The sequence below is a fragment of the Azonexus sp. genome, from assembly GCF_041909095.1.
In the GTDB taxonomy this organism is placed as follows: Bacteria; Pseudomonadota; Gammaproteobacteria; order Burkholderiales; family Rhodocyclaceae; genus Azonexus.
Genome location: NZ_JAYREB010000003.1, coordinates 112,460 through 133,302, shown reverse-complemented (window position 1 = coordinate 133,302; position 20,843 = coordinate 112,460). Strand labels below are relative to the sequence as shown.

Here is a 20,843-nt window from a genome sequence, read left to right as displayed (position 1 = left end):
CGCGGTCTTTCGCCGGGGCGCGGTGACTCAGATGTCGTCGCCCTGGGCGCGCACCTTGTCGAGCGTCGATTCGAGCTTGTTCAGTGCATTCAGGTAGGAACGCGCTGACGCGATGACGATGTCAGTATCGGCACCGTTGCCATTGACGATGCGACCGCCCTTGCTCAGCCGCGTCGTCACCTCACCCTGAGCATCGGTGCCGGTGGTGATCGCATTGACCGAATAGAGCAGCAGCTCGGCACCGCTGCCGGCGATGCTTTCGATGGCCTTGAAGGTCGCATCGACCGGCCCGCCACCGCTGGCTTCGGCCTTGTGCTCGACGCCGCCGACGTTGAGGATGACGGTCGCCTGCGGCATCTCGCCGGTTTCCGAAGTGACCCGCGAATAAACCAGCTTGTAATGCTCCTGCTCCGGCGTCACGACTTCGTCAGAGACCAGCGCGTGCAGGTCTTCGTCGAAAATTTCGTGCTTCTTGTCGGCCAGTTCCTTGAAGCGGGCAAAAGCGGCATTCAGGACCTCGTCGCTGTCGAGTTCGATCCCCAGTTCCTGCAGGCGCGACTTGAAGGCGTTGCGCCCGGAGTGCTTGCCCAGCACCAGCTTGTTCTGCGTCCAGCCGACATCCTGGGCGCGCATGATCTCGTAGGTCTCGCGATGCTTGAGCACGCCGTCCTGGTGGATGCCGGATTCGTGGGCGAAGGCGTTGGCACCGACGACGGCCTTGTTCGGCTGCACCGGGTAGCCGGTGATCTGAGAGACGAGCTTGGAGGCGGCGACGATCTGCGTCGTGTCGATCCGCGTCTCGACCGGGAAGACGTCAGCGCGGGTACGCACGGCCATGACGATTTCTTCCAGCGCGGCATTGCCGGCCCGCTCACCGAGGCCGTTGATCGTGCATTCGACCTGACGGGCGCCGGCCAGCACGGCGGCCAGCGAGTTGGACACGGCGAGGCCGAGGTCGTTGTGGCAGTGCACCGACCAGATCACCTTGTCCGAATTCGGCACGCGCTCGATCAACTGGCGCACGGTCTCGGCGTACTGCGAGGGAATGTTGTAGCCGACCGTGTCGGGGACGTTGATCGTCTTTGCCCCGGCCTTGATCACCGCCTCGAAGATGCGGCACAGGAAGTCGATTTCCGAACGCCCAGCGTCCTCGGCCGAGAATTCGACGTCGTCGGTATATTGCCGCGCCCAGCCGATCGCCTTGACCGCCTGCTCGACCACCTGGTCGGGACTCATGCGCAGCTTCTTCTCCATGTGGATCGGGCTGGTCGCGATGAAGGTGTGGATGCGGCCCGACTTGGCCGGGCGGATCGCCTCGCCGGAGCGGGCGATGTCGTTCTCGCTGGCGCGGGCCAGCGAACAGACCGTCGAATCCTTGATCGCCTGGGCGATCGCCTGAATGGACTCGAAATCGCCGGGCGAGGCGGCGGCGAAGCCGGCCTCGATCACGTCGACGCGCATCTTTTCCAGTTGGCGGGCGACGCGAATCTTCTCCTCGCGCGTCATCGACGCACCGGGACTCTGCTCGCCGTCGCGCAAGGTGGTGTCGAAAATGACCAGATGTTGTTTCATGGGTACTCCGTGAGTCTCAGACCGGCTTGCGCTTCAACAAACCGACGACGGCCAGGATGTAGCCGGACAGGCAGTAGCCGACGAAGAAGGCGAACAGCGCGATTTCCGGGCTGTAGGCAACCAGCGCGAAGACCAGCGCGATCGCGGCAATCGAGAAGAAAGGCACGCTCTTCTTCAGATTGACGTCCTTGAAGCTGTAGTAACGGATGTTGGAGATCATCGTCACGCCGGCCAGCACGGTCAGCGCGCAGGCGATCCAGCGCACGTCGCCGCCCGGCACACCGGCGACGATCATCACCCAGACCAGGCCGGCGACCAGCGCCGCCGCCGCCGGCGAGGGCAAGCCCTGGAAGAAGCGCTTGTCCATCACTTCCAGCGTCGTGTTGAAGCGCGCCAGACGCAAGGCGGCACCGACGCAGTAGATGAAGGCAGCGATCCAGCCGATGCGCCCGAGGTCGCGCAGCGCCCATTCATAGGCAACCAGCGCTGGCGCGACGCCGAAACTGACCATGTCGGACAGGGAATCATATTCGGCGCCGAAGGCCGACTGCGTGTTGGTCAGGCGCGCGACGCGACCATCAAGGCCGTCGAGCACCATGGCGATGAAGATCGCCATCGCTGCCCGCTCGAAGTCGCCCTGCATCGCCTGGACGATGGCAAAGAAGCCGGCGAACAGCGCCGCCGTGGTGAACAAGTTGGGCAGCAGGTAAATGCCGCGACGCTTGACCCCGGGATTGAAGAGGGTCTTACGGGGTTTGAGTTCGGTCATGGACAATGGGGGAAAAGCTGGAACGGTGCAAGGATACACCCTTCCCACAAACAATTTGGGCGGTGCAGATTCCTACACCGCCCAAAGTGTCAAAGCGAACACGGAGCTAGGCGCGCGGGCGAAGACAGTACCTTAGTACGGCGAGCCCAAGCAACGACGCTCCGTGGAGCCGGCGACTATCCAATTAGTTCTTGGACTGATCGACCAGCTTGTTCTTCTTGATCCACGGCATCATGTCGCGCAGCTGGCCGCCGACCGTTTCAATCGGATGGACAGCGTTCAGGCGACGACGCGCCGTCATCGAAGGATAGTTGGTACGGCCTTCAAGGATGAACATCTTGGCGTACTCGCCAGTCTGGATGCGCTTCAGGGCGTTGCGCATGGCTTCGCGCGACTGCGCGTTGATGACTTCCGGACCGGTCACGTACTCGCCGTACTCGGCGTTGTTCGAGATCGAGTAGTTCATGTTGGCGATACCGCCTTCGTACATCAGATCGACGATCAGCTTCAGTTCGTGCAGGCACTCGAAGTAGGCCATTTCCGGCGCGTAGCCGGCTTCGACCAGGGTTTCGAAGCCCATCTTGACCAGCTCGACGGCGCCGCCGCACAGAACAGCCTGCTCACCGAACAGGTCGGTTTCGGTTTCTTCGCGGAAGTTGGTCTCGATCACGCCACCCTTGGTGCCGCCGTTGGCAGCCGCGTAGGACAGGGCGATGTCCTTGGCCTTGCCGGACTTGTCCTGGTAGATGGCGATCAGCGACGGCACGCCGCCGCCCTTCAGGTATTCGGAACGCACGGTGTGGCCCGGGCCCTTCGGGGCGACCATGATCACGTCGAGGTCGGCGCGCGGCACGACCTGGTTGTAATGCACGTTGAAGCCGTGAGCGAAAGCCAGGGTGGCGCCCGGCTTGATGTTCGGCTCGACGTCGTTCTTGTAGACCTCGGGGATGTTCTCGTCCGGCAGCAGGATCATGACCAGATCGGCGGCAGCGACGGCATCCTTGACTTCGGCAACCTTGAGGCCGGCGCCTTCGGCCTTAGCCCAGGAAGCACCGCTCTTGCGCAGGCCGACGGTGACGTTGACGCCCGAGTCACGCAGGTTCTGGGCGTGGGCATGGCCTTGCGAGCCGTAGCCGACGATGGTGACGTTCTTGCCCTTGATCAGGGAGAGGTCGGCGTCCTTGTCGTAATAAACTTTCATGGAATCCTCTTATGGGTATAAATCAGACTTTGAGAATGCGATCGCCGCGACCGATGCCACAGACACCGGTACGGACGGTTTCGAGAATCAGGCCGGCATCCAGCCCGGCGATGAACGAATCCAGCTTGCTGCTCGCCCCGGTCAGTTCAATGACGTAGGTCGATTCAGTGACGTCGATGATGCGGCCGCGGAAGATGTCGGCCATCCGCTTCATCTCTTCGCGGTCCTTGCCGGTGGCGCGGACCTTGATCAGCATCAGCTCGCGCTCGACATGCGCGGCCTCCGAGAGATCGACCACCTTGACCACGTCGACCAGCTTGTTGAGCTGCTTGGTGATCTGCTCGAGCACGTCGTCCGAGCCCGAGGTCAGGATGGTCATCCGGGACAGCGAGGGATCTTCCGTCGGTGCCACGGTCAGCGATTCGATGTTGTAGCCGCGGGCCGAGAACAGGCCAGCCACCCGGGACAAGGCGCCGGCTTCGTTTTCGATCAGGATGGAAATGATGTGTCTCATGCGTTTTCCCTGCTTACAGTTCTTCGGCCAGGATCATTTCGGTCAGGCCCTTGCCCGCCGCGACCATCGGGAAGACGTTGGCACCCGGGTCGATGATGAAGTCCATGAAGACCAGGTCGTTCTTGTGCTCGGTGAAGGCCTTGCGCAGCGCCGGCTCGACGTCTTCCGGCTTCTCGATGCGCATGCCGACGTGACCGTAGGCTTCGGCCAGCTTGACGAAGTCCGGCAGCGAGGTGACGTAGGACTGCGAATAGCGCTTGGAGTAGAACATCTCCTGCCACTGGCGGACCATGCCAAGCATGCCGTTGTTCAGATTGATGATCTTGACCGGCAGTTCGTACTGCTTGCAGGTGGACATCTCCTGGATGCACATCTGGATCGAACCTTCGCCGGTGATGCAGGCAACCTGAGCCCCGGGGTTGGCCATCAGCACGCCCATGCCATACGGCAGGCCGACGCCCATCGTGCCCAAACCGCCGGAATTGATCCAGCGCCGCGGCTTGTCAAACTTGTAGTACTGCGCGGCGAACATCTGGTGCTGGCCAACATCGGAAGTAATGAAGGCGTCACCACCGGTCACTTCGTAAAGCTTCTCGACCACGTACTGCGGCATGATGTGCTTGGTCTGACGATAGGCCAGCGACTTGCGGCCGCGCCATTCGTCGATCTGCTTCCACCAGTCGGCAACTTCCGGATCGGTCTTGCAACCGCCGTCGAGCAGCTTGAGCATTTCGTCGAGCACGTCGGCGACGTTGCCGACGATGGGCACATCGACCTTGACCCGCTTGGAGATCGACGATGGATCGATGTCGATGTGGATGACGCGACGCTTTTCACCGCCGAAGTGCTCCGGATTGCCGATCACGCGGTCGTCGAAACGGGCGCCGACAGCCAGGATCACGTCGGCGTAGTGCATCGCGTTGTTGGCTTCGAAGGTGCCGTGCATGCCGAGCATACCGACGAACTGACGGTCGGTGGCAGGATAGCCGCCGAGGCCCATCAGCGTGTTGGTGACCGGGAAGTCGAGCTTCTGCGCCAGCTGCGTCAGCTTGTCGGCAGCGTCGGACAGGATCACGCCACCGCCGGTGTAAATGATCGGCCGCTTGGCTTCCTGCAGCATCTGCACGGCTTTCTTGATCTGACCGAGATGCCCCTTGACGACCGGATTGTACGAGCGCATCTGGATCGTCTTCGGATACTCGAAATCGCACATCTGCGCCGTGACATCCTTCGGGATGTCGATGACGACCGGACCGGGGCGACCGGTGGCGGCGATATGGAAAGCCTTCTTGATGGTGACCGCCAGATCCTTGACGTCCTTGACCAGGAAGTTGTGCTTGACGCAGGGCCGGGTAATGCCGACCGTGTCGCACTCTTGGAAGGCATCCTGGCCGATGTAGGCAGTCGGCACCTGGCCGCACAGCACGACCATCGGGATCGAATCCATGTAGGCAGTGGCGATCCCAGTCACCGTATTGGTGACACCCGGACCGGAAGTCACCAGCGCCACGCCGACACGCTGCGAGGAGCGCGAATAGGCATCCGCCGCATGCACGGCGGCCTGTTCGTGGCGCACCAGAACGTGCTTGACCTGATCCTGCTTGAAGAGCGCATCGTAAATGTGCAGGACGGAACCGCCAGGGTATCCGAACACGCAGTCGACCTTTTCTTCCTGCAGGCACCTGATTACAATTTCCGCACCGCTGATCATCATACTCGAGCCCAAAAAGCAGTTAACCTAAAAGGGCATAACCTTAATCGACACCCCCCCGTGCGGTCAAGATTCAATCCTTGACCCTACGACCCCAACCCCCAGTCAGAAAGCCCCACCCTGGCCACCCCGTACCAGCTCTCAAGTTTTCTCGAGAACACCGAGCGGCGCGCCTTCAAACAGGCCGTGTATGCGGTCAGAGACGAGGAAGTCGCGCTCGACATCGTGCAGGATGCGATGATGAAGCTCGCCGAGAAATACGGGGACCGCCCGGAAACGGAACTCCCCCTGCTCTTCCAGCGCATCCTGCAGAACACCATCCGCGACCACTTTCGGCGCAGCAAGGTCAGGGCCTTATGGACCACGGCACTCTCGGCCTTCACCTCCGACGATGATGACCAGGACCCCCTTGAAATACTCCAGTCCAGCCAGGAAATCGACCACCCTGAAACGCCGGAAAGCCAGCTGTACCAAGCAAGAACGCTGGCACTGATCGAAGATGAACTAAAAAAGTTGCCGCCACGTCAACGCGAAGCCTTTGTCATGCGTTACTGGGAGGAATTGGATGTTGCCGAGACGGCGAACGCGATGGGTTGCTCTGAGGGGAGCGTCAAGACACATTGCTCGCGGGCCACGCACACGCTGGCTGCCGCCTTGTCGGCGAAGGGGATCAAGTTATGAATGAAGAAAGACAGGCATATCGCATCAAGCAGGCACTCGACCACGGCCTGCAGGACATTTCACCGGCCAGCGCCCGGCGCCTGGAGGCTGCCCGCCATCTGGCACTGGCGCGGCAGAAGCAGGCGGAAAGCCAGTTGCTGGCGAATACCACGAGCGGATTCTCGTTCCCCGCCGCCTTCGGCAGAGGCTCACTACCGGCCGGACTCCGGCAAGGACTGGCAATCCTTGGCCTGCTGCTGGGCATGTGGATGTCCTTTTACTGGCACAGCGAACAGTATGTCGCCGAAATCGCCGCGACGGACAGCGCCCTGCTGGCCGACGATCTTCCACCGGATGTACTGCAGGACAATGAATTTCTCGCATGGCTCATAGACAACACGGACGATACGGCGGAAGAAGCGCTCTCGGAGGAATGATCCTGGCCGCGCTGCTGGCCTTCACCCTCCCGGCGCAAGCCAACCCTCCGACCAGCGCAGTGATCGGCACCCCGCCGCAGCCGGACTGGGCGGGGCTTAGTGTCGAGCAGCGCAAAATCCTGATGCCGCTCGCCGGTGACTGGAACCAGATGGAGCACATCCGCCGCAAGCAATGGCTGAGCACCGCCTCCCGTTACCCGACGATGGGCACCAAGGAGCAGGAACGCGTCCAGAAACGAATGCGCGACTGGACCAAGATGACGCCGGAACAGCGCAACCGGGCGCGGGACAATTACCGCGACCTGTCCAAACTGCCGAGCGAACATCAGGAGCAGATCAAGAAGAAATGGACAGCCTACAAGAACCTGCCGGAAGCGGAAAAACAGGGCGTCCGCGAACGCCACAAATCGGCTATCCTTCTCGCCCCGCCACCCGCACCGGAACCTGCCGCCAGCGAGGAAGCAACGCCGCTGCCGCAGTAGCCCCGCCGCCCGACGATGATTCACGACCCCACCAGCATCGGCCGCCGCCTGGGCGCCATGCTCTACGAAGGCTTGGCTGTTTTCGCCATCCTGATCGCTTTTTTCCTGTTTCCGCAAATCGTACTGCAGGGTTTCGGCTTTCAACCCAGCGGCAAACAGCAATGGCTGCATATCTTCCTGGTCTTGCTGGTGTATTTCGTGTGGTGCTGGCTGCACGGCGGCCAGACCTTGCCGATGAAAACCTGGAAACTACGCCTGGTCGACCACAGCGGCGCGCCGCCGCGCCCGCTGCAGGCCATCCTGCGCTACATGGCAGCCTGGCCCAGCATCTGCCTGTTCGGCATCGGCATCTTCTGGGCGCTCATCGATCGTGAAGGGCTCTTCCTGCACGACCGGATTGCCGGAACCCGCATCGTCCGCGCCGACTCAGCGCCGCTCGACCCACCAGATCAGGCTCGCGGCAGCCAGAAGAAATAGCGCCGACGGCGCCGCCGCGCTGGCGAATGGAGGCCAGGCGTTGATCACACCGAGATTGGAAAAGAGGCCATTGAGCGCGTAAAAGGCGATGCCAAGCATGACCCCGCCAAAGATTTTCAGGCTGACGCCGCCGACCCGGTCATGGAAGTAGCCGAAAGGCAGGGCCAGCGTCACCATCACCAGCGAGGCCAGCGGGTAAAAGATCTTCTTCCAGATGGCGATCTCGTAGCGTTCAGTGGTCTGCCGGTTGGCCGACAGGTGGCGGGTGTAGCCGAACAGGTCGTAAAGCGACATGCGCTCCGGCGCAACCATCAGCACCGACAGCAAGGCCGGCGTGATCGACGATTGCCAGAGATCGCTGGCGAGGCGGACGACACTTGCTTGATCGCCCGTCAGTTCGGTCCGCACGACATCCTTCATCAGCCAGCCACTGCGTTCGACGTAGGAAGCCGAAGCCGCTTCGGTCACCGAGCGCAGCGCGTTGTCCTGATCAAAGCGATAGATGCGCACGCCTTCCAGATAACTTTCATTCACCGCATTGCGCACATTGATGAAATCCTTGCCGTCCTTGACCCAGACACCGCTGATGAAGCCCTGTTGGGCAAAGGACTTGTTCATGGCACCGGCCTTGACCTCCTGCCCCAGACGATCGCTCAGCGGAACCAGCGTCTCGCCCAGAACGAAGGTTGCCAGCGCCAGCAGGATCGCCGCCCGGTAGAGGGTGCGCAGCAATTGTCCGGTGGTCAGGCCGGAAGCCCTCAGGACGGTGATTTCCGAATGCCGGGCGAGCGTTGCCAGCGCGTACAGCGTGCCGATCAGGCAGGCCACCGGGATCAGTTCATAAACCAGGCCAGGCAACGCCGCCGTGACGATCAGCATGGCACTGCCGACACCGTATCGCCCACGCCCCACCCAGCGCAGTTCCTCGACGAAATCGAAGAAACTGAACAGGGCGACCAGGGCAAACAGCACGAGCAGGATGGCCAGCATCGTCTCGCGCACCAGATAGCGCTGATAGGTCATGCCGCGCATCATCAGGATCGCTGCCTCCGCCAGGTAAATGCCCCGAAAGTACGACGATAGAAGAGCAGTCCGAGCGGCAACAGCATCAGCAGATGCGGCAACAGCACACCGACCGCGAACGGCAGCTTGCCGCCAGCCACCCAGGCCTGGCAGATCGAGATCAGGTTGCTGTAGATGGCATAAACAATCACGGCAATCAACATGTTGGCCGAACGTCCGGCGCGCGGATTGACATAGGAAAGCGGAATCGCCAGCAATGCGAGGATGACCGCCGCCACCGGCAACGAAACCCGCCATAACAGCTCACCACGCATTTCCGGCCCGCTTTCCTGAATCAATTCCAGCAGTGGCATGCGGCGCGGCGACGGCCCCTTCGGCTGGACTTCGGCATCCTCGACGCGCACCAGATAGCGCTCAAAATCCATGATCCGGAAAGCCGCACTCCCCGGCTCGACTTCATAGCGCCGCCCGCGCTGCAGAACCAGGAAACGACTGCCGTCCTCCCGAATCTCCTGAGCACCGGAATCGGACATGACGACACCGAGCTTGCCCTCCTGCACCGAGGCCACGAAAACATTACCGATCCTGCCCGCGACATCGTCGAGCCGTTCGATGAAATAAACCTGACGGCCGCCGCGTACTTCCTTGAAGGTACCGGGCGATACCGAAGACAGTTCGGAGCGGGCGGAAAGACCGGCCTGAAACTCACTCTGCGCCTGATTGGCCCAGGGCGCCAGAACCAGCGACAAGACAGCGACGGTCAGCATGATCGGCAACGCGAAACGCAACACCGGCCGAATCCAGGTAGTCAGGGACATGCCGCTGTTCAACCAGACGACCATTTCCGAATCGCGGTACATTCGTGACAGCGACATCAAAACGGCAACAAACAGGGTCAGGCTGAGCAGCATCGGCAGGAACTTGACCAGCGCGAAGCCGAGCAAGGCCAGCACGCCTTCCGGCGCAAGCTCGCCGCCGGCCGCATCCTTGAGCAGGCGGATCAACTGGATCGAAGTGACGATGGCCAGCAAAACGACGACGATGCCGGCCGCTGCCTGGGCGAATTCGCGCCGCGCGGCGCGTTCGAATATCATGCTTTGACGAAACCGAAAAATTGCGTGGATAATCCACGGGATGCCGATATTTCCCTGGGACAGGAGCAGCGCGTGGAATTTAGCATAAAAAGCGGAAGCCCGGAAAAGCAGCGAAGCAACTGCGTCGTCGTCGGCGTTTTCGAACACCGGCGGCTGACCTTGTCGGCCGAACTGATCGACAACGCCGCTGGCGGCATGATCAGCGACATCCTCCGGCGCGGCGACATGAACGGCAAGGCTGGCAGCACGCTGCTCTTGCACAACGTCCCCGGCACTCTGGGCGAACGCGTCCTGCTGGTCGGTCTGGGCAAGGAAAAGGACTTCCGGGAGAAGGAATACTGCGCCGCGCTGCGTCTGGCGGTGAAGACCGTCGGCGAAACCGGCGCCCAGGACGCCACCCTGTTCCTCACCGAAATCGCCGTCCGCAAGCGCGATGCCGCCTGGCGCATCCGTCAGGCCGTGGTCTGCTCGCTCGCCGCCGGCTACCGTTTCGACCACTACCGCAGCAAGGATGACGAGCCGCGTCGCCTGCGCCGGCTGACCCTGATCGTCGAACGGCGCAGCGAACTCGCCGCCGCCGAAGAGGCGTTGCGCCAGGGACTGGCGATCGGCGAAGGCTGCCAGTGGGCACGCGACCTCGGCAACCAGCCGCCCAACGTCTGCAACCCCGCCTACCTGGCCGAACAGGCGCAGGCACTGGCCGAAGAACTCGGCCTCGGCTGCGAAATCCTCGATCGCCCCGCGATGGCCGCACTCGGCATGAACGCCCTGCTCGCGGTAGCGCGCGGCGCCACTGCCGAACCCCGGCTGATCGTCCTCCACCACAAGGGCGCCAAGGCGTCGGACAAACCAGTCGTCCTGGTCGGCAAGGGCGTCACCTTCGATTCCGGCGGCATCTCGCTGAAGCCGGGCGCCGACATGGACGAGATGAAGTACGACATGGGCGGCGCCGCCGCCGTCCTCGGCACGATCAAGGCGGTCGCCCGCATGGCCCTGCCGCTCAACCTGACGGTGATCGTCCCGGCGGCGGAAAACATGCCCGACGGCAACGCAACGCGCCCGGGCGACATCGTCAGCACGATGTCCGGACAGACCGTCGAAATCCTCAACACCGACGCCGAAGGCCGCCTCCTCCTCTGTGATGCGCTGACCTACGCCGAGCGCTTCAACCCGGACACGGTGATCGACGTCGCCACCCTGACCGGCGCCTGCGTCGTTGCCCTCGGCCACGTCGCCAGCGGCCTGTTCGCCAACAAGGACGGCCTCGCCCGCGACCTCCAGGAAGCCGGCGAGGAAACCGGCGACCGCGCCTGGCACCTGCCGCTGTGGGACGACTACCAGGAACTGCTGAAGAGCCCGTTCGCCGACATGGCCAACATCGGTGGCCGCTGGGGCGGTGCGATCAGCGCCGCCTGCTTCCTGTCGCGATTTGCCAAGAAATACGACTGGGCGCACCTCGACATCGCCGGCACCGCCTGGACCTCGGGCAAGGACAAGGGCGCCACCGGGCGGCCGGTTCCCCTGCTCACCCAGTATCTGCTGCAACGCGCGGGAACGCCCGATTGACCAAGGTCTTCTTTTACCACGGCGCCTCCGACAAAATCGCCGCCGCCTGCGCGCTGATTGCCGGCGCCTGGGCCAAACGCAAGCCGATTCTGGTCTATGCGCCAGACCGGGCGGTCGCCGACGGCGTCGACCGCCTGCTGTGGACCCGCGATCAACTGTCCTTCGTGCCGCACTGCCGCGCTGATTCGCCGCTGGCGGCGGAAACCCCGATCCTGATCGCCGACCGCCTGGACGAGGTCAATCAGGACGAGCGGCTGATGAACCTGTCGAACGAAGTACCGCGCGCCTACGAACGCTTCCAGAGCCTGATCGAGGTGGTCGGCCAGGACGAGGCCGAACGCCTGGCGGCGCGCGAACGGGTCCGCTACTACAAGGAACAGGGCTGCGAGGTCAGCTATTTCGACCTCAAGGACCGCTGACGCCATGCCCAGCCCGATCCTGGCCCGCGCCGACGCCCTGATGCACCGCCGCCACAGCAGCGGCGAAAGCGAGGAAGTGCCGCTGCTCACCGACGCCATCGACGTCGAAAATGACATCCCGGTGCTGGTCGACGTGGCACCCAGCGTTGCCGTACCGCCCCCACCCGCACCGCGCCCGACACCCCCGAAGGCGCCCGCCGCCGGCAATCCGGCGACGACGCCGGTGCCGCCGCTCGATACCGACTGGGGCGCCGCCCTCGCCGAAGAACTCGGCCGGCGCATCGAAGCCCGGCTGCTCGCCGAGATTCCGAAGATCGTCGCCAGCACCGTCGCCGAACTGCTCGGCGACCCGGAAATGCAGAAACGCCACCGGCGGCGCTGAGAAGGCGGCGAAGGGCGGGGCGCGCTCCGGTATAATCGCCGGTTTTCTCCTTTTGCAACAAGCCCATGGAACTCGCCAAAGCCTTCGAACCCGCCGACATTGAACGTCGCTGGTATCCCGAGTGGGAATCCCGCAATTACTTCGCCGCCGGCGTCGACGGCAGCAAGTCGGACAACTTCTGCATCCAGCTGCCGCCGCCCAACGTCACCGGCACGCTGCACATGGGCCACGGCTTCAACCAGACGATCATGGACGCGCTCACCCGCTACTACCGGATGCGCGGCCACAACACGCTGTGGCAGCCGGGCACCGACCACGCCGGCATCGCCACCCAGATCGTCGTCGAGCGGCAACTGGATGCGCAAGGCATCTCGCGCCACGACCTCGGCCGCGAGAAGTTCCTGGAAAAGGTCTGGGAGTGGAAGGAATACTCGGGCAACACCATCACCAAGCAGATGCGCCGCATGGGCACCAGCCCGGACTGGACGCGTGAGCGCTTCACGATGGACGCCGGCCTCAACAAGGTCGTCACCGAAACCTTCGTCCGCCTCTACAACGAAGGCCTGATCTACCGCGGCAAGCGCCTGGTCAACTGGGATCCGAAGCTGCACACCGCCGTTTCCGACCTGGAAGTCGTACAGGAAGAGGAAGACGGCTTCATGTGGCAGATCCGCTATCCGCTGGCCGACGGCTCGGATAGCCTGGTGGTCGCCACCACCCGCCCGGAAACCATGCTCGGCGACACCGCCGTGATGGTTCACCCCGAGGATGAGCGCTACAAGCACATGATCGGCAAGATGGTGAAGCTGCCGCTGACCGACCGTGAAATCCCGATCATCGCCGACAGCTACGTCGACCTCGAATTTGGCACCGGCTGCGTCAAGGTCACGCCGGCGCACGACTTCAACGACTACGCGGTCGGCCAGCGCCACGACCTGCCGATGATTTCCATCCTGACGCTGGACGGCAGGATCAACGATAACGCGCCGGAAAAATACTGCGGCCTCGACCGCTTCGACGCCCGCAAGGCGGTCGTCGCCGACCTCGAAGAACAGGGCATCCTGGTCAAGGTCGACAAGCACAAGCTGAAGGTACCGCGCGGCGACCGCACCGGCGTCGTCATCGAGCCGATGCTCACCGACCAGTGGTTCGTCGCCATGTCCAAGCCCGGCGACGACGGCAAGTCGATCACCGAGAAGGCGCTGGAAGTGGTGCACTCCGGCGAAATCAAGTTCTACCCGGAAAACTGGGTCAACACCTACAACCAGTGGCTGAACAACATCCAGGACTGGTGCATCTCGCGCCAACTGTGGTGGGGCCACCAGATTCCGGCGTGGTACGGCGAGAACGGCGAGACCTTCGTCGCCCACAGCGAAGAAGAAGCCCGCGCCGCCGCCGCCAAGGTTGGTTACAGTGGCGCCCTGAGCCGTGACGAAGACGTTCTCGACACCTGGTTCTCGTCCGCCCTGTGGCCGTTCTCGACGCTGGACTGGACCGGCGACGCAGCCGTCGACGCCGCCAACCCGCTGCTCAAGCAATACCTGCCGTCGTCGGTGCTGGTCACCGGTTTCGACATCATTTTCTTCTGGGTCGCGCGCATGGTCATGATGACCAAGCAGATCACCGGCAAGATTCCGTTCAAGCACGTCTATGTGCACGGCCTGATCCGCGACGGCGAAGGCCAGAAGATGTCGAAGTCTAAAGGCAACGTGCTCGACCCGATCGACCTGATCGACGGCATCGGCGTCGACGCGCTGGTCGAAAAACGCACCTTCGGCCTGATGAACCCGAAGCAGGCGGAAAGCATCGCCAAGAAGACCAAGAAGGAATTCCCGGAAGGCATCCCGGCCTTCGGCACCGACGCCCTGCGCTTCACCTTCGCCTCGCTTGCCTCGCCCGGCCGCGACATCAAGTTCGATCTGAATCGCTGCGACGGCTACCGCAATTTCTGCAACAAGCTGTGGAACGCCACCCGCTTCGTGCTGATGAACGTCGAAGGCCACGATCTGGCGCTCGACCACCAGCAGAACGGTCCTAGCTGCGGCGGCAACGCACCGCTGGAATTCTCCTTCGCCGACCGCTGGATCGTTAGCCAGTTGCAGCGCGTCGAGCAGGAAGTCGAGCGCCACTTCACCGACTACCGTTTCGACCTGATCGCCCAGGCCATTTACAAGTTCGTCTGGGACGAGTTCTGCGACTGGTACCTGGAAATCGCCAAGGTCGAGGTCCAGACTGGCAACGACGCCCAGCAGCGTGGCGCCCGCCGGACCCTGATCCGCACGCTGGAAGCCATCCTGCGCCTGGCCCACCCGCTGATTCCCTTCGTCACCGAGGAACTGTGGCAGACCGTGGCGCCGATTGCCGGGCGCAAGACGCACGACTCGATCATGCTCGCCGCCTACCCGCGCGCCGAGGAATACAAGATCGACGCCGCCAGCGAAGCCAAGGTCGACCGCCTGAAGGCGCTGGCCCATGCCTGCCGCAACCTGCGCGGCGAGATGGGGATTTCCCCGGCGCAGCGCACGCCGCTGCTGGTTGCCGGCGGCGGTGACGAGATCGCCGAGTTCGCGCCTATCCTGCAGGCGCTGGCCAAGCTGTCCGAAGTGCAGATCCTCGCCGACCTGCCGGAAGATGCGATGGCACCGGTCGCCGTCGTCGGCGAGACGCGCCTGATGCTCAAGGTCGAGATCGACGTCGCGGCCGAGAAGGAGCGCCTGAAGAAGGAAATCGACAAGCTGGAAAAGCAGATCGCCTCCGCCCAGGCCAAGCTCGGCAACGAGAGCTTCGTCGCCCGCGCCCCGGCCGCCGTGGTCGAGCAGGAAAAGCAGCGGGTCGCCGACTTCGGCGCCACGCTCGCCAAGCTGCAGGCGCAACTGGCCAAGCTGGGTAACTGAGATGAGCGCACCGCAGCACACGCAACGCTTCTCGGCGATCTTCAGCGCCCTGATGGTGTTTTGCGTCCTGGTCTGGCTGTGGGGACTCGGGCTGTTCATGTTCTGGCCGTGGCAGAAGGGCGGCGAATGGCTGCCCGACTACCCGCTCGCCGTGCGCTGCGCCGACGGCCAGACCTGCGCCATGCCGGTCGGCCAGTTGGCCGCCGCCCGCGCCGACGGCCGGGTGAGCTCGCTGATCCCCGCCGAGGAGAGCGGCGAGACGGCCTACGAAATGATCACCGTGCAATGGAAGACGCTGCCCGGCGGCCTGCAGAGCAAGGCCTCGGCCTGGAATTTCCAAACCACGGTGCGCTACCGCATCGACAACGAACAGCCGGTGCTGGTCGAATACCAGGAAATCGGCGGCAAGGTCTTCCTCTACGCGCTGCTCGGCGCCCTCGTCTCGCTCGCCCTGCTCTACCTGAACAAGCGCCGCAGCAAGGGCTAACGGTCCGATTGCAGGCGGACCGGCATCAGCCCGCGCAGGGCATTGCCCAGCCAGAAGCCATCGACCAGATCGGCCGGCCGCAGTACCGCCTCACGCGCCCGCCCGCGGGCAAGCAGGCTGGCCCGCAGCACCCCCGGCAAGGCGCCGCTACTTAGCGGCGGCGTCAGCAAAACCCCATCGCGCTCGACGAAGACATTGCTGCGCGCGCCTTCGGCGACCTCGCCGCGCTGGTTGAGAAAAACCACGTCGAACACGTCCGCCGGCAAGCCGGCCAGCGCCGCGTCGTACACGGCGCGCGCAGTCGTCTTGTGGCGACGCAGCGGGTCGTCGGCATCGATCACCGTTGCGGCCAGCCAGGCGCCCAGCGCTTGCGGCGGCGTCGCGGCAAGCGGAAAGGACTGAACTTCGATTTTCCCCGCCTTGTCCAGCGTCAGCCGGACCCGCCAGGTGCCGGTGGTCGGCTGCTCGGCGAGCGCCTTGAACAGCGCCTGTTCGTCGACCGGGAAACCCAGCCAGGCGGCGGAACGGCGTAGGCGTTCGTAATGACCGGCCCACATCGGATAAACCCCGTTATCGCGGCGCAAGGTCTCGATCAGTTGCAGACCGGGATCGCAGTCGCGCAGGAAAGCGGCTTTCAGGCGACACTCGGCCCATTCGGCGGCAGCCTCGGAATCGGCGACGATGCCGCTGCCGATGCCCATCTTCCCGCGCCCATCAGCGCCCAGTTCAAGCGTGCGGATGGCAACATTGAGACGGCAGTCACCATCCGGCGCCAGCCAGCCGAAGGCCCCGGTATAAATGCCGCGCGGCGCCGTTTCCAGCTCGCCGATGATCTGCATGGCGCGGATCTTCGGCGCGCCGGTGATCGAGCCGCAGGGAAAGAGCGCCGTCAGGATCTCGCCGAAGCTGCGCCCGGCCACCGTCGCCGAAATTTCCGAGACCATCTGCCGCACGCTCGGATAGTCCTCGATCGCGAACAGGCGCTCGACGCGCACGCTGCCGTTGGCGGCGATCCGCCCGAGGTCGTTGCGCAGGAGATCGACGATCATCAGGTTTTCCGCGCGATCCTTGAGCGAATCGCGCAGCGCTTCCGGCGGCGAATCGAGCGGCGCGGTTCCCTTCATCGGCCGGGTCAGCAGGCGCTCGCCGTGGCGTTCGACGAACAGCTCCGGCGACAACGAGACGATGCCCTGCCGCGCATCGCCGACAAAACCGCCGTAGCGCACCGGCTGGCGCTCACGCAGGCGGGCGTACAGGTCAAGCGGTTTGCCGAACCAGTCGAATTCGAACGGAAAGGTGAAATTGACCTGATAGCAGTCGCCGGCGGCGATCCATTGCTGGATGCGCCGCAGCGCAACGTGATAGTCGGCTTCAGCTAGCGCCTCACGCAAGTCGCCAACGCCCGCTTCGGCGCCGCTCGTCTGCGCCGCCAGCCATTGCCCGGCGGCCTCTCCCGTCAGGCGATGGCAGTCGCGAAAGCGCCAGAAGCGCGCCAGCGGCTTCGCGCCGGGCCGCCAGCCTGGCGGCGCCGAGCGCGGCTCGAGCAGGTAGCCAAGTTCGTAGTCGAGGGCGACGACGGTCCACGCCGGCCGTGCTTCGATCCGCGCCAGGATGGCGGGCAGGTCATCGCGCTCGGCCGCTTCCAGATATTCGACGCAATCGGCGAAACGCCAAGCGGCGGGTTCGCCCGCTGGCGCCCGCCGATCCTCGAAAAACGCGGCAAATCCGGGGCTTATTTGCGCTTCAGCAGATACTCGAAGACGCCGTCCGCTTCCCGTTTGGCAACCAGCTCATTGCCGGTCTGCCGGGCAAAGGCGGGGAAGTCCTTGAGGGAGCCCGGATCGGTGGCGAGAACGCGCAGCACCTGGCCGGATTCCATTTCGGCCAGGGTCTTCTTGGTGCGCAGGATGGGCAGCGGGCAGTTCAGCCCCTTGACGTCGAGTTCGCGATCAAATTCCATGGTCGTCGTGTAGTTGGATCAAGCCGGGAATTCTACTCTCAATTGTTCTTTTCCTTCAGTTCCTCGAGACGCCGCAATTTGAGTTCGCGCAGCCGCGAGTCGATCGCCGACATCTCGTAGAAATCGCCGCCCGCCTTGCGCGCCAGCTCAAGCTGCTCGATCGCCCCGGCCGTCTGCCCCTGCAGCGCGAAAACCTCGGCCAGCGCCCGATGCTGTGCCCCAGGCCGGCCCATCCCGGCATAACTGGCGGCGCGCAGGCGATGCAGGCGCAGGTCGTCGGCGCGCACCCGCAGTTGTTCGTCGGCCAGTTTCAGGGCCTCGCCGAAACGCCGCAGCTCGGTCAAGGCGGCACCATAGCCGTAGACCAATGCCATGTTGCGCGGAAAACGACTGATCGCCGCCCGGTAGATGCGCAGCCCTTCCTCGCCGTGACCGGCCGCCACCCGCACGTCGGCCGCCAGATGCTCGAGGATAGGCGACACCTCACCCAGCGCGCGAGCGGCATCGACCTCGCGTTGCGCGTCGGCCCAGGCGCGGCTGCGGTAATAAGCCAGCGCCAGCCCATAGTGCGCCGCCGCTTCGCTGGCGAACTTGCGCGCCGTCAGTTGTTCGGAAAACTCCTTCACCGCATCGCTCGGCCGCCCCTGCTGGGCGCGCAGGCGGGCGCGTACCAGGTGAAAGTCGAGGCTGTCGGGCACCTGCCGGTAGTTGAGCCCGATCTCACGGTTCTGCATGTCGGCAAGACGTTCGCCGGTCAGCGGATGGGTGCGCAGATAGGCCACCGCATTGTTCTCGTAGAGCCGCACTGACTGCTGCAGGCGGCCGAAAAAGCCGGCCATGCCGCGCTCGTCGAAACCGGCACGGCCCAGCATGTCGAAGGCGATGCGGTCGGCTTCGCGCTCGAAGTCGCGCGAATACGCCAGTTGCGCGGAAATGGCGCCGGCTTGCGAAGTGGCGATCGCCGCCCCCGCCACCTGGGAATTCGAACGCGCCGCCAGCAAGCCAAGACCCATCGCCAGCATCGAGGCGATGCCGATGCGCTTGGACTGGAAAATCTGCCGCGCGATGTGGCGTTGCGTCACATGCGACAACTCGTGCGCCAACACCCCGGCCAGCTCCGATTCACTCTGCGCAGCCAGGATCAGTCCGCTATGGACGCCGACGTAGCCGCCGGGCATGGCAAAGGCGTTGATCGACGGATCGGTCAGCGCAAAAATCTCGAAGCCGAAGCCCGGATCGCTGCTGACGCCGGCGAGTCGCCCGGCCAGTTGGTTGAGGTAGGACTCGATGTCGTAATCGTCGAGATAGCTGATTTCGCGCTGGCGGATTTCCTGCATGATCTGCAGGCCGATGCGCTTTTCCAGCGCCACCGGCAACTCCTCGCTGGCGACCTCGCCCAGTTCCGGCAGATTTTGCGCGGCCGCTGGCGGCACCGTCAGCAAGGCGGCAAGGAGAAGGGCAAGAGGGCGGTGCGGCGAAAACATGGTGCTATGATAGCGCAGCCTTCTTTCCGCCCTGACCGGCGCCTGGTAACCAAACGTAAGCCACCGTGAGCGACTCCCCTCTGACCCATTTTGACAGCGCCGGCCAGGCCCACATGGTCGATGTCGGCGCCAAGGCGGAAAGCTCCCGCCTGGCCCGCGCCGCCGGCAGCATCAGCATGCAGCCGGCAACCCTGGCGCTGATCCGTGACGGCTCGGCAAAAAAAGGCGACGTTCTGGGCGTCGCCCGCATCGCCGCCATCCAGGCCGCCAAACGCACCGGCGAACTGATCCCGCTCTGCCACCCGATCGCACTGACCCGGGTCAGCGTCGAATTCACCATCGACGCCGACGCCCCTGTCGTGCATTGCGCAGTCACCGCCGAATGCAGCGGCCGCACCGGCGTCGAAATGGAAGCCCTGACCGCCGCCACGGTCGGCCTGCTGACCATCTACGACATGTGCAAGGCGGTCGATCGCGGCATGCGTATCGACAACGTCCGCCTGCTGGAAAAAATGGGCGGCAAGTCCGGCCACTGGCAAGCCCCCTGAATCCAGTCATGGAAAAACACCGGGAACTACGCCGGAGATTTCTCGCTGACGGGATCAGCGCCAGTCTCCTCCTGCCGCTGCTCGGAACAGGATTGCTGCACCCGGAACGCGTCCTCGCCAGCGAATGGAAAACCCGCGCCTTCACCGCCCGCAGCACCTCGGACGCGCTGCAGCAGCTCGCCCTTACCGGCGCCACCGAGAGCCGCGACATCGTCATCAACGCACCGGAGATCGCCGAAAACGGCGCCAAGGTGGACATCGAGATCGCCAGCAATCTGTCTGGCACGCGTAGCTTGTTGCTACTGGCTGACCGTAACCCGATGCCCTTGTGCGCCGAGATCAATTTTGCCGGCAACGCCCTGCCCTATGCCAAGGTACAGATCAAGCTGGCGGAAACCACCCGGATTCGCGCACTAGCCCGCACCAGCGACGGCAGGACACACGTCGCCATCCGGGAAGTCAAGGTCACCCTGGGCGGATGCGGTGGTTGAAATGAGTGCGGAAATCAGGATTCGCGCACAAATTCAGGGCGACAACGCCCTGATCCGGGTTCTCATGCAGCACCCGATGGAAAGCGGACAAGGTCGCGACGAAACGGGCAAGGTGATTCCCGCGCACTTCATCCAGACTTTCTCCGTCCAGCTGAACAAACAGCCACTGATCGACGGCCAGCTGAATACATCGATCTCCGCCAACCCCCTGTTTACCTTCAAGGCGCGCAACCTCAAGGCAGGCGATCACCTGGCGGTGCACTGGACCGACAACACGGGCAAGGAAAAACGCGACGAGATTATCGTCGGCTAAAGCCACAACACCCGAAAACAAAAAACCGCCTGAAATCAGGCGGTCGTTGCGCGATCGAAGATCGGCGCCGGGTCAGGCGCGCTGGATATTGGAAGCCTGCTTGCCCTTGGGGCCCTGCACAACCTCGAAGGAAACCTTTTCGCCTTCCTTGAGGGTTTTGAAGCCATTCATGTTGATGGCGGAAAAATGGGCGAAGAGGTCTTCGCTGCCATCATCCGGCGTAATGAAGCCGAAGCCCTTGGAATCATTGAACCACTTGACAGTACCGATTGCCATGTCTGCTACATCCCTACAAAAAGCCTGAAAATTTCCGGGTCTCCCCGTCTCCCTGTTTGAGCTCAACAACCTGGCACGCGTGG

22 protein-coding genes and 1 pseudogene are annotated in these 20,843 nt (G+C 63.6%); 12 read left to right on the top strand and 11 right to left on the bottom strand.

The annotated features are described in order from the left end of the window. Positions 1 to 27: 27 nt before the first annotated feature. The 5 genes from ACE3OV_RS08835 to ilvB all read right to left on the bottom strand — a co-directional run bounded on the left by ACE3OV_RS08835 (position 28) and on the right by ilvB (position 5,770). The gene (locus tag ACE3OV_RS08835; RefSeq protein WP_374326630.1) at positions 28 to 1,572 is read right to left on the bottom strand and encodes a 2-isopropylmalate synthase; all 1,545 of its coding nucleotides are present in this window, start codon (positions 1,570 to 1,572) and stop codon (positions 28 to 30) included. Positions 1,573 to 1,588: 16 nt separating this feature from the next. Then, positions 1,589 to 2,341 carry a CDP-diacylglycerol--serine O-phosphatidyltransferase gene (gene pssA, locus ACE3OV_RS08830; RefSeq protein ID WP_374326629.1) on the bottom strand — a complete coding sequence of 251 codons (753 nt, stop codon included), beginning with the start codon at positions 2,339 to 2,341 and terminating at the stop codon, positions 1,589 to 1,591. Positions 2,342 to 2,525: 184 nt separating this feature from the next. Then, entirely contained in the window at positions 2,526 to 3,542 is a 1,017-nt protein-coding gene (ilvC, locus tag ACE3OV_RS08825) for a ketol-acid reductoisomerase (RefSeq protein WP_374326628.1), read from the bottom strand. 22 nt (positions 3,543 to 3,564) lie between these two features. After that, complete coding sequence (gene ilvN / locus ACE3OV_RS08820) at positions 3,565 to 4,056, bottom strand: acetolactate synthase small subunit (protein ID WP_374326627.1); 492 nt, start codon at positions 4,054 to 4,056, stop codon at positions 3,565 to 3,567. 13 nt (positions 4,057 to 4,069) lie between these two features. Next, positions 4,070 to 5,770, bottom strand: a complete 1,701-nt coding sequence (ilvB, locus tag ACE3OV_RS08815; RefSeq protein WP_374326626.1) for a biosynthetic-type acetolactate synthase large subunit — start codon at positions 5,768 to 5,770, stop codon at positions 4,070 to 4,072. Positions 5,771 to 5,881: 111 nt separating this feature from the next. Here ilvB and ACE3OV_RS08810 point away from each other — a divergent pair. From ACE3OV_RS08810 to ACE3OV_RS08795, 4 genes and pseudogenes are all read left to right on the top strand, one after another. After that, positions 5,882 to 6,448: pseudogene (locus ACE3OV_RS08810) on the top strand (RNA polymerase sigma factor); the annotation flags it as partial. Beyond that, positions 6,445 to 6,864, top strand: a complete 420-nt coding sequence (locus ACE3OV_RS08805) for a DUF3619 family protein (RefSeq protein ID WP_374326625.1) — start codon at positions 6,445 to 6,447, stop codon at positions 6,862 to 6,864. The pseudogene ACE3OV_RS08810 and the gene ACE3OV_RS08805, both read left to right, overlap by 4 nt. Then, complete coding sequence (locus ACE3OV_RS08800) at positions 6,861 to 7,346, top strand: DUF3106 domain-containing protein (protein ID WP_374326624.1); 486 nt, start codon at positions 6,861 to 6,863, stop codon at positions 7,344 to 7,346. The genes ACE3OV_RS08805 and ACE3OV_RS08800 overlap by 4 nt, the downstream gene beginning before the upstream one ends. Positions 7,347 to 7,361: 15 nt before the next feature. Then, positions 7,362 to 7,823: an RDD family protein gene (locus ACE3OV_RS08795; protein WP_374326623.1), complete on the top strand. Its 462-nt coding sequence runs from the start codon at positions 7,362 to 7,364 to the stop codon at positions 7,821 to 7,823. Here the strand turns inward: ACE3OV_RS08795 and lptG are convergent. Next, complete coding sequence (gene lptG, locus ACE3OV_RS08790) at positions 7,773 to 8,858, bottom strand: LPS export ABC transporter permease LptG (RefSeq protein WP_374326621.1); 1,086 nt, start codon at positions 8,856 to 8,858, stop codon at positions 7,773 to 7,775. The two genes, ACE3OV_RS08795 and lptG, sit on opposite strands and share 51 nt — an antisense overlap. Continuing rightward, positions 8,858 to 9,940 carry an LPS export ABC transporter permease LptF gene (gene lptF / locus ACE3OV_RS08785; protein WP_374326620.1) on the bottom strand — a complete coding sequence of 361 codons (1,083 nt, stop codon included), beginning with the start codon at positions 9,938 to 9,940 and terminating at the stop codon, positions 8,858 to 8,860. The genes lptG and lptF overlap by 1 nt, the downstream gene beginning before the upstream one ends. Before the next feature lie 72 nt (positions 9,941 to 10,012). On the opposite strand from lptF, the gene ACE3OV_RS08780 reads away from it, so the two are divergent. From ACE3OV_RS08780 to ACE3OV_RS08760, 5 genes are all read left to right on the top strand, one after another. Next, positions 10,013 to 11,506 carry a leucyl aminopeptidase gene (locus tag ACE3OV_RS08780; RefSeq protein WP_374326619.1) on the top strand — a complete coding sequence of 498 codons (1,494 nt, stop codon included), beginning with the start codon at positions 10,013 to 10,015 and terminating at the stop codon, positions 11,504 to 11,506. After that, positions 11,503 to 11,925 (top strand): DNA polymerase III subunit chi, encoded by a 423-nt coding sequence (locus tag ACE3OV_RS08775; protein ID WP_374326618.1) that lies wholly within the window; start codon positions 11,503 to 11,505, stop codon positions 11,923 to 11,925. The genes ACE3OV_RS08780 and ACE3OV_RS08775 overlap by 4 nt, the downstream gene beginning before the upstream one ends. Before the next feature lie 4 nt (positions 11,926 to 11,929). Then, positions 11,930 to 12,307: a hypothetical protein gene (locus ACE3OV_RS08770; RefSeq protein ID WP_374326617.1), complete on the top strand. Its 378-nt coding sequence runs from the start codon at positions 11,930 to 11,932 to the stop codon at positions 12,305 to 12,307. A 65-nt stretch (positions 12,308 to 12,372) separates the two neighbouring features. Continuing rightward, positions 12,373 to 15,201 carry a valine--tRNA ligase gene (locus tag ACE3OV_RS08765; protein ID WP_374326616.1) on the top strand — a complete coding sequence of 943 codons (2,829 nt, stop codon included), beginning with the start codon at positions 12,373 to 12,375 and terminating at the stop codon, positions 15,199 to 15,201. Between the two features lies 1 nt (position 15,202). After that, the gene (locus tag ACE3OV_RS08760) at positions 15,203 to 15,688 is read left to right on the top strand and encodes a hypothetical protein (RefSeq protein WP_374326615.1); all 486 of its coding nucleotides are present in this window, start codon (positions 15,203 to 15,205) and stop codon (positions 15,686 to 15,688) included. Here ACE3OV_RS08760 and pabB read toward each other — a convergent pair. The 3 genes from pabB to ACE3OV_RS08745 are packed head-to-tail and all read right to left on the bottom strand — an operon-like array spanning position 15,685 to position 19,132. Then, complete coding sequence (pabB, locus tag ACE3OV_RS08755; protein WP_374326800.1) at positions 15,685 to 17,424, bottom strand: aminodeoxychorismate synthase component I; 1,740 nt, start codon at positions 17,422 to 17,424, stop codon at positions 15,685 to 15,687. The two genes, ACE3OV_RS08760 and pabB, sit on opposite strands and share 4 nt — an antisense overlap. Further along, complete coding sequence (locus ACE3OV_RS08750) at positions 17,421 to 17,648, bottom strand: sulfurtransferase TusA family protein (RefSeq protein ID WP_374326613.1); 228 nt, start codon at positions 17,646 to 17,648, stop codon at positions 17,421 to 17,423. The genes pabB and ACE3OV_RS08750 overlap by 4 nt, the downstream gene beginning before the upstream one ends. Before the next feature lie 38 nt (positions 17,649 to 17,686). Next, the gene (locus tag ACE3OV_RS08745) at positions 17,687 to 19,132 is read right to left on the bottom strand and encodes a M48 family metalloprotease (RefSeq protein ID WP_374326611.1); all 1,446 of its coding nucleotides are present in this window, start codon (positions 19,130 to 19,132) and stop codon (positions 17,687 to 17,689) included. A 65-nt stretch (positions 19,133 to 19,197) separates the two neighbouring features. On the opposite strand from ACE3OV_RS08745, the gene moaC reads away from it, so the two are divergent. The 3 genes from moaC to soxZ are packed head-to-tail and all read left to right on the top strand — an operon-like array spanning position 19,198 to position 20,484. After that, positions 19,198 to 19,680 carry a cyclic pyranopterin monophosphate synthase MoaC gene (moaC, locus tag ACE3OV_RS08740; RefSeq protein ID WP_374326610.1) on the top strand — a complete coding sequence of 161 codons (483 nt, stop codon included), beginning with the start codon at positions 19,198 to 19,200 and terminating at the stop codon, positions 19,678 to 19,680. An 8-nt stretch (positions 19,681 to 19,688) separates the two neighbouring features. Beyond that, positions 19,689 to 20,171, top strand: coding sequence for a thiosulfate oxidation carrier protein SoxY (gene soxY / locus ACE3OV_RS08735; protein ID WP_374326609.1), 483 nt, complete (start codon positions 19,689 to 19,691; stop codon positions 20,169 to 20,171). Position 20,172: 1 nt separating this feature from the next. Beyond that, on the top strand, positions 20,173 to 20,484 hold the full coding sequence (soxZ, locus tag ACE3OV_RS08730) for a thiosulfate oxidation carrier complex protein SoxZ (RefSeq protein ID WP_374326607.1): 312 nt from the start codon (positions 20,173 to 20,175) through the stop codon (positions 20,482 to 20,484). Positions 20,485 to 20,556: 72 nt separating this feature from the next. Here the strand turns inward: soxZ and ACE3OV_RS08725 are convergent, their stop codons facing one another. Next, a complete protein-coding gene (locus ACE3OV_RS08725) occupies positions 20,557 to 20,760 on the bottom strand; it encodes a cold-shock protein (protein WP_028994647.1) in 204 nt (67 codons plus the stop codon). Positions 20,761 to 20,843: the final 83 nt, after the last annotated feature.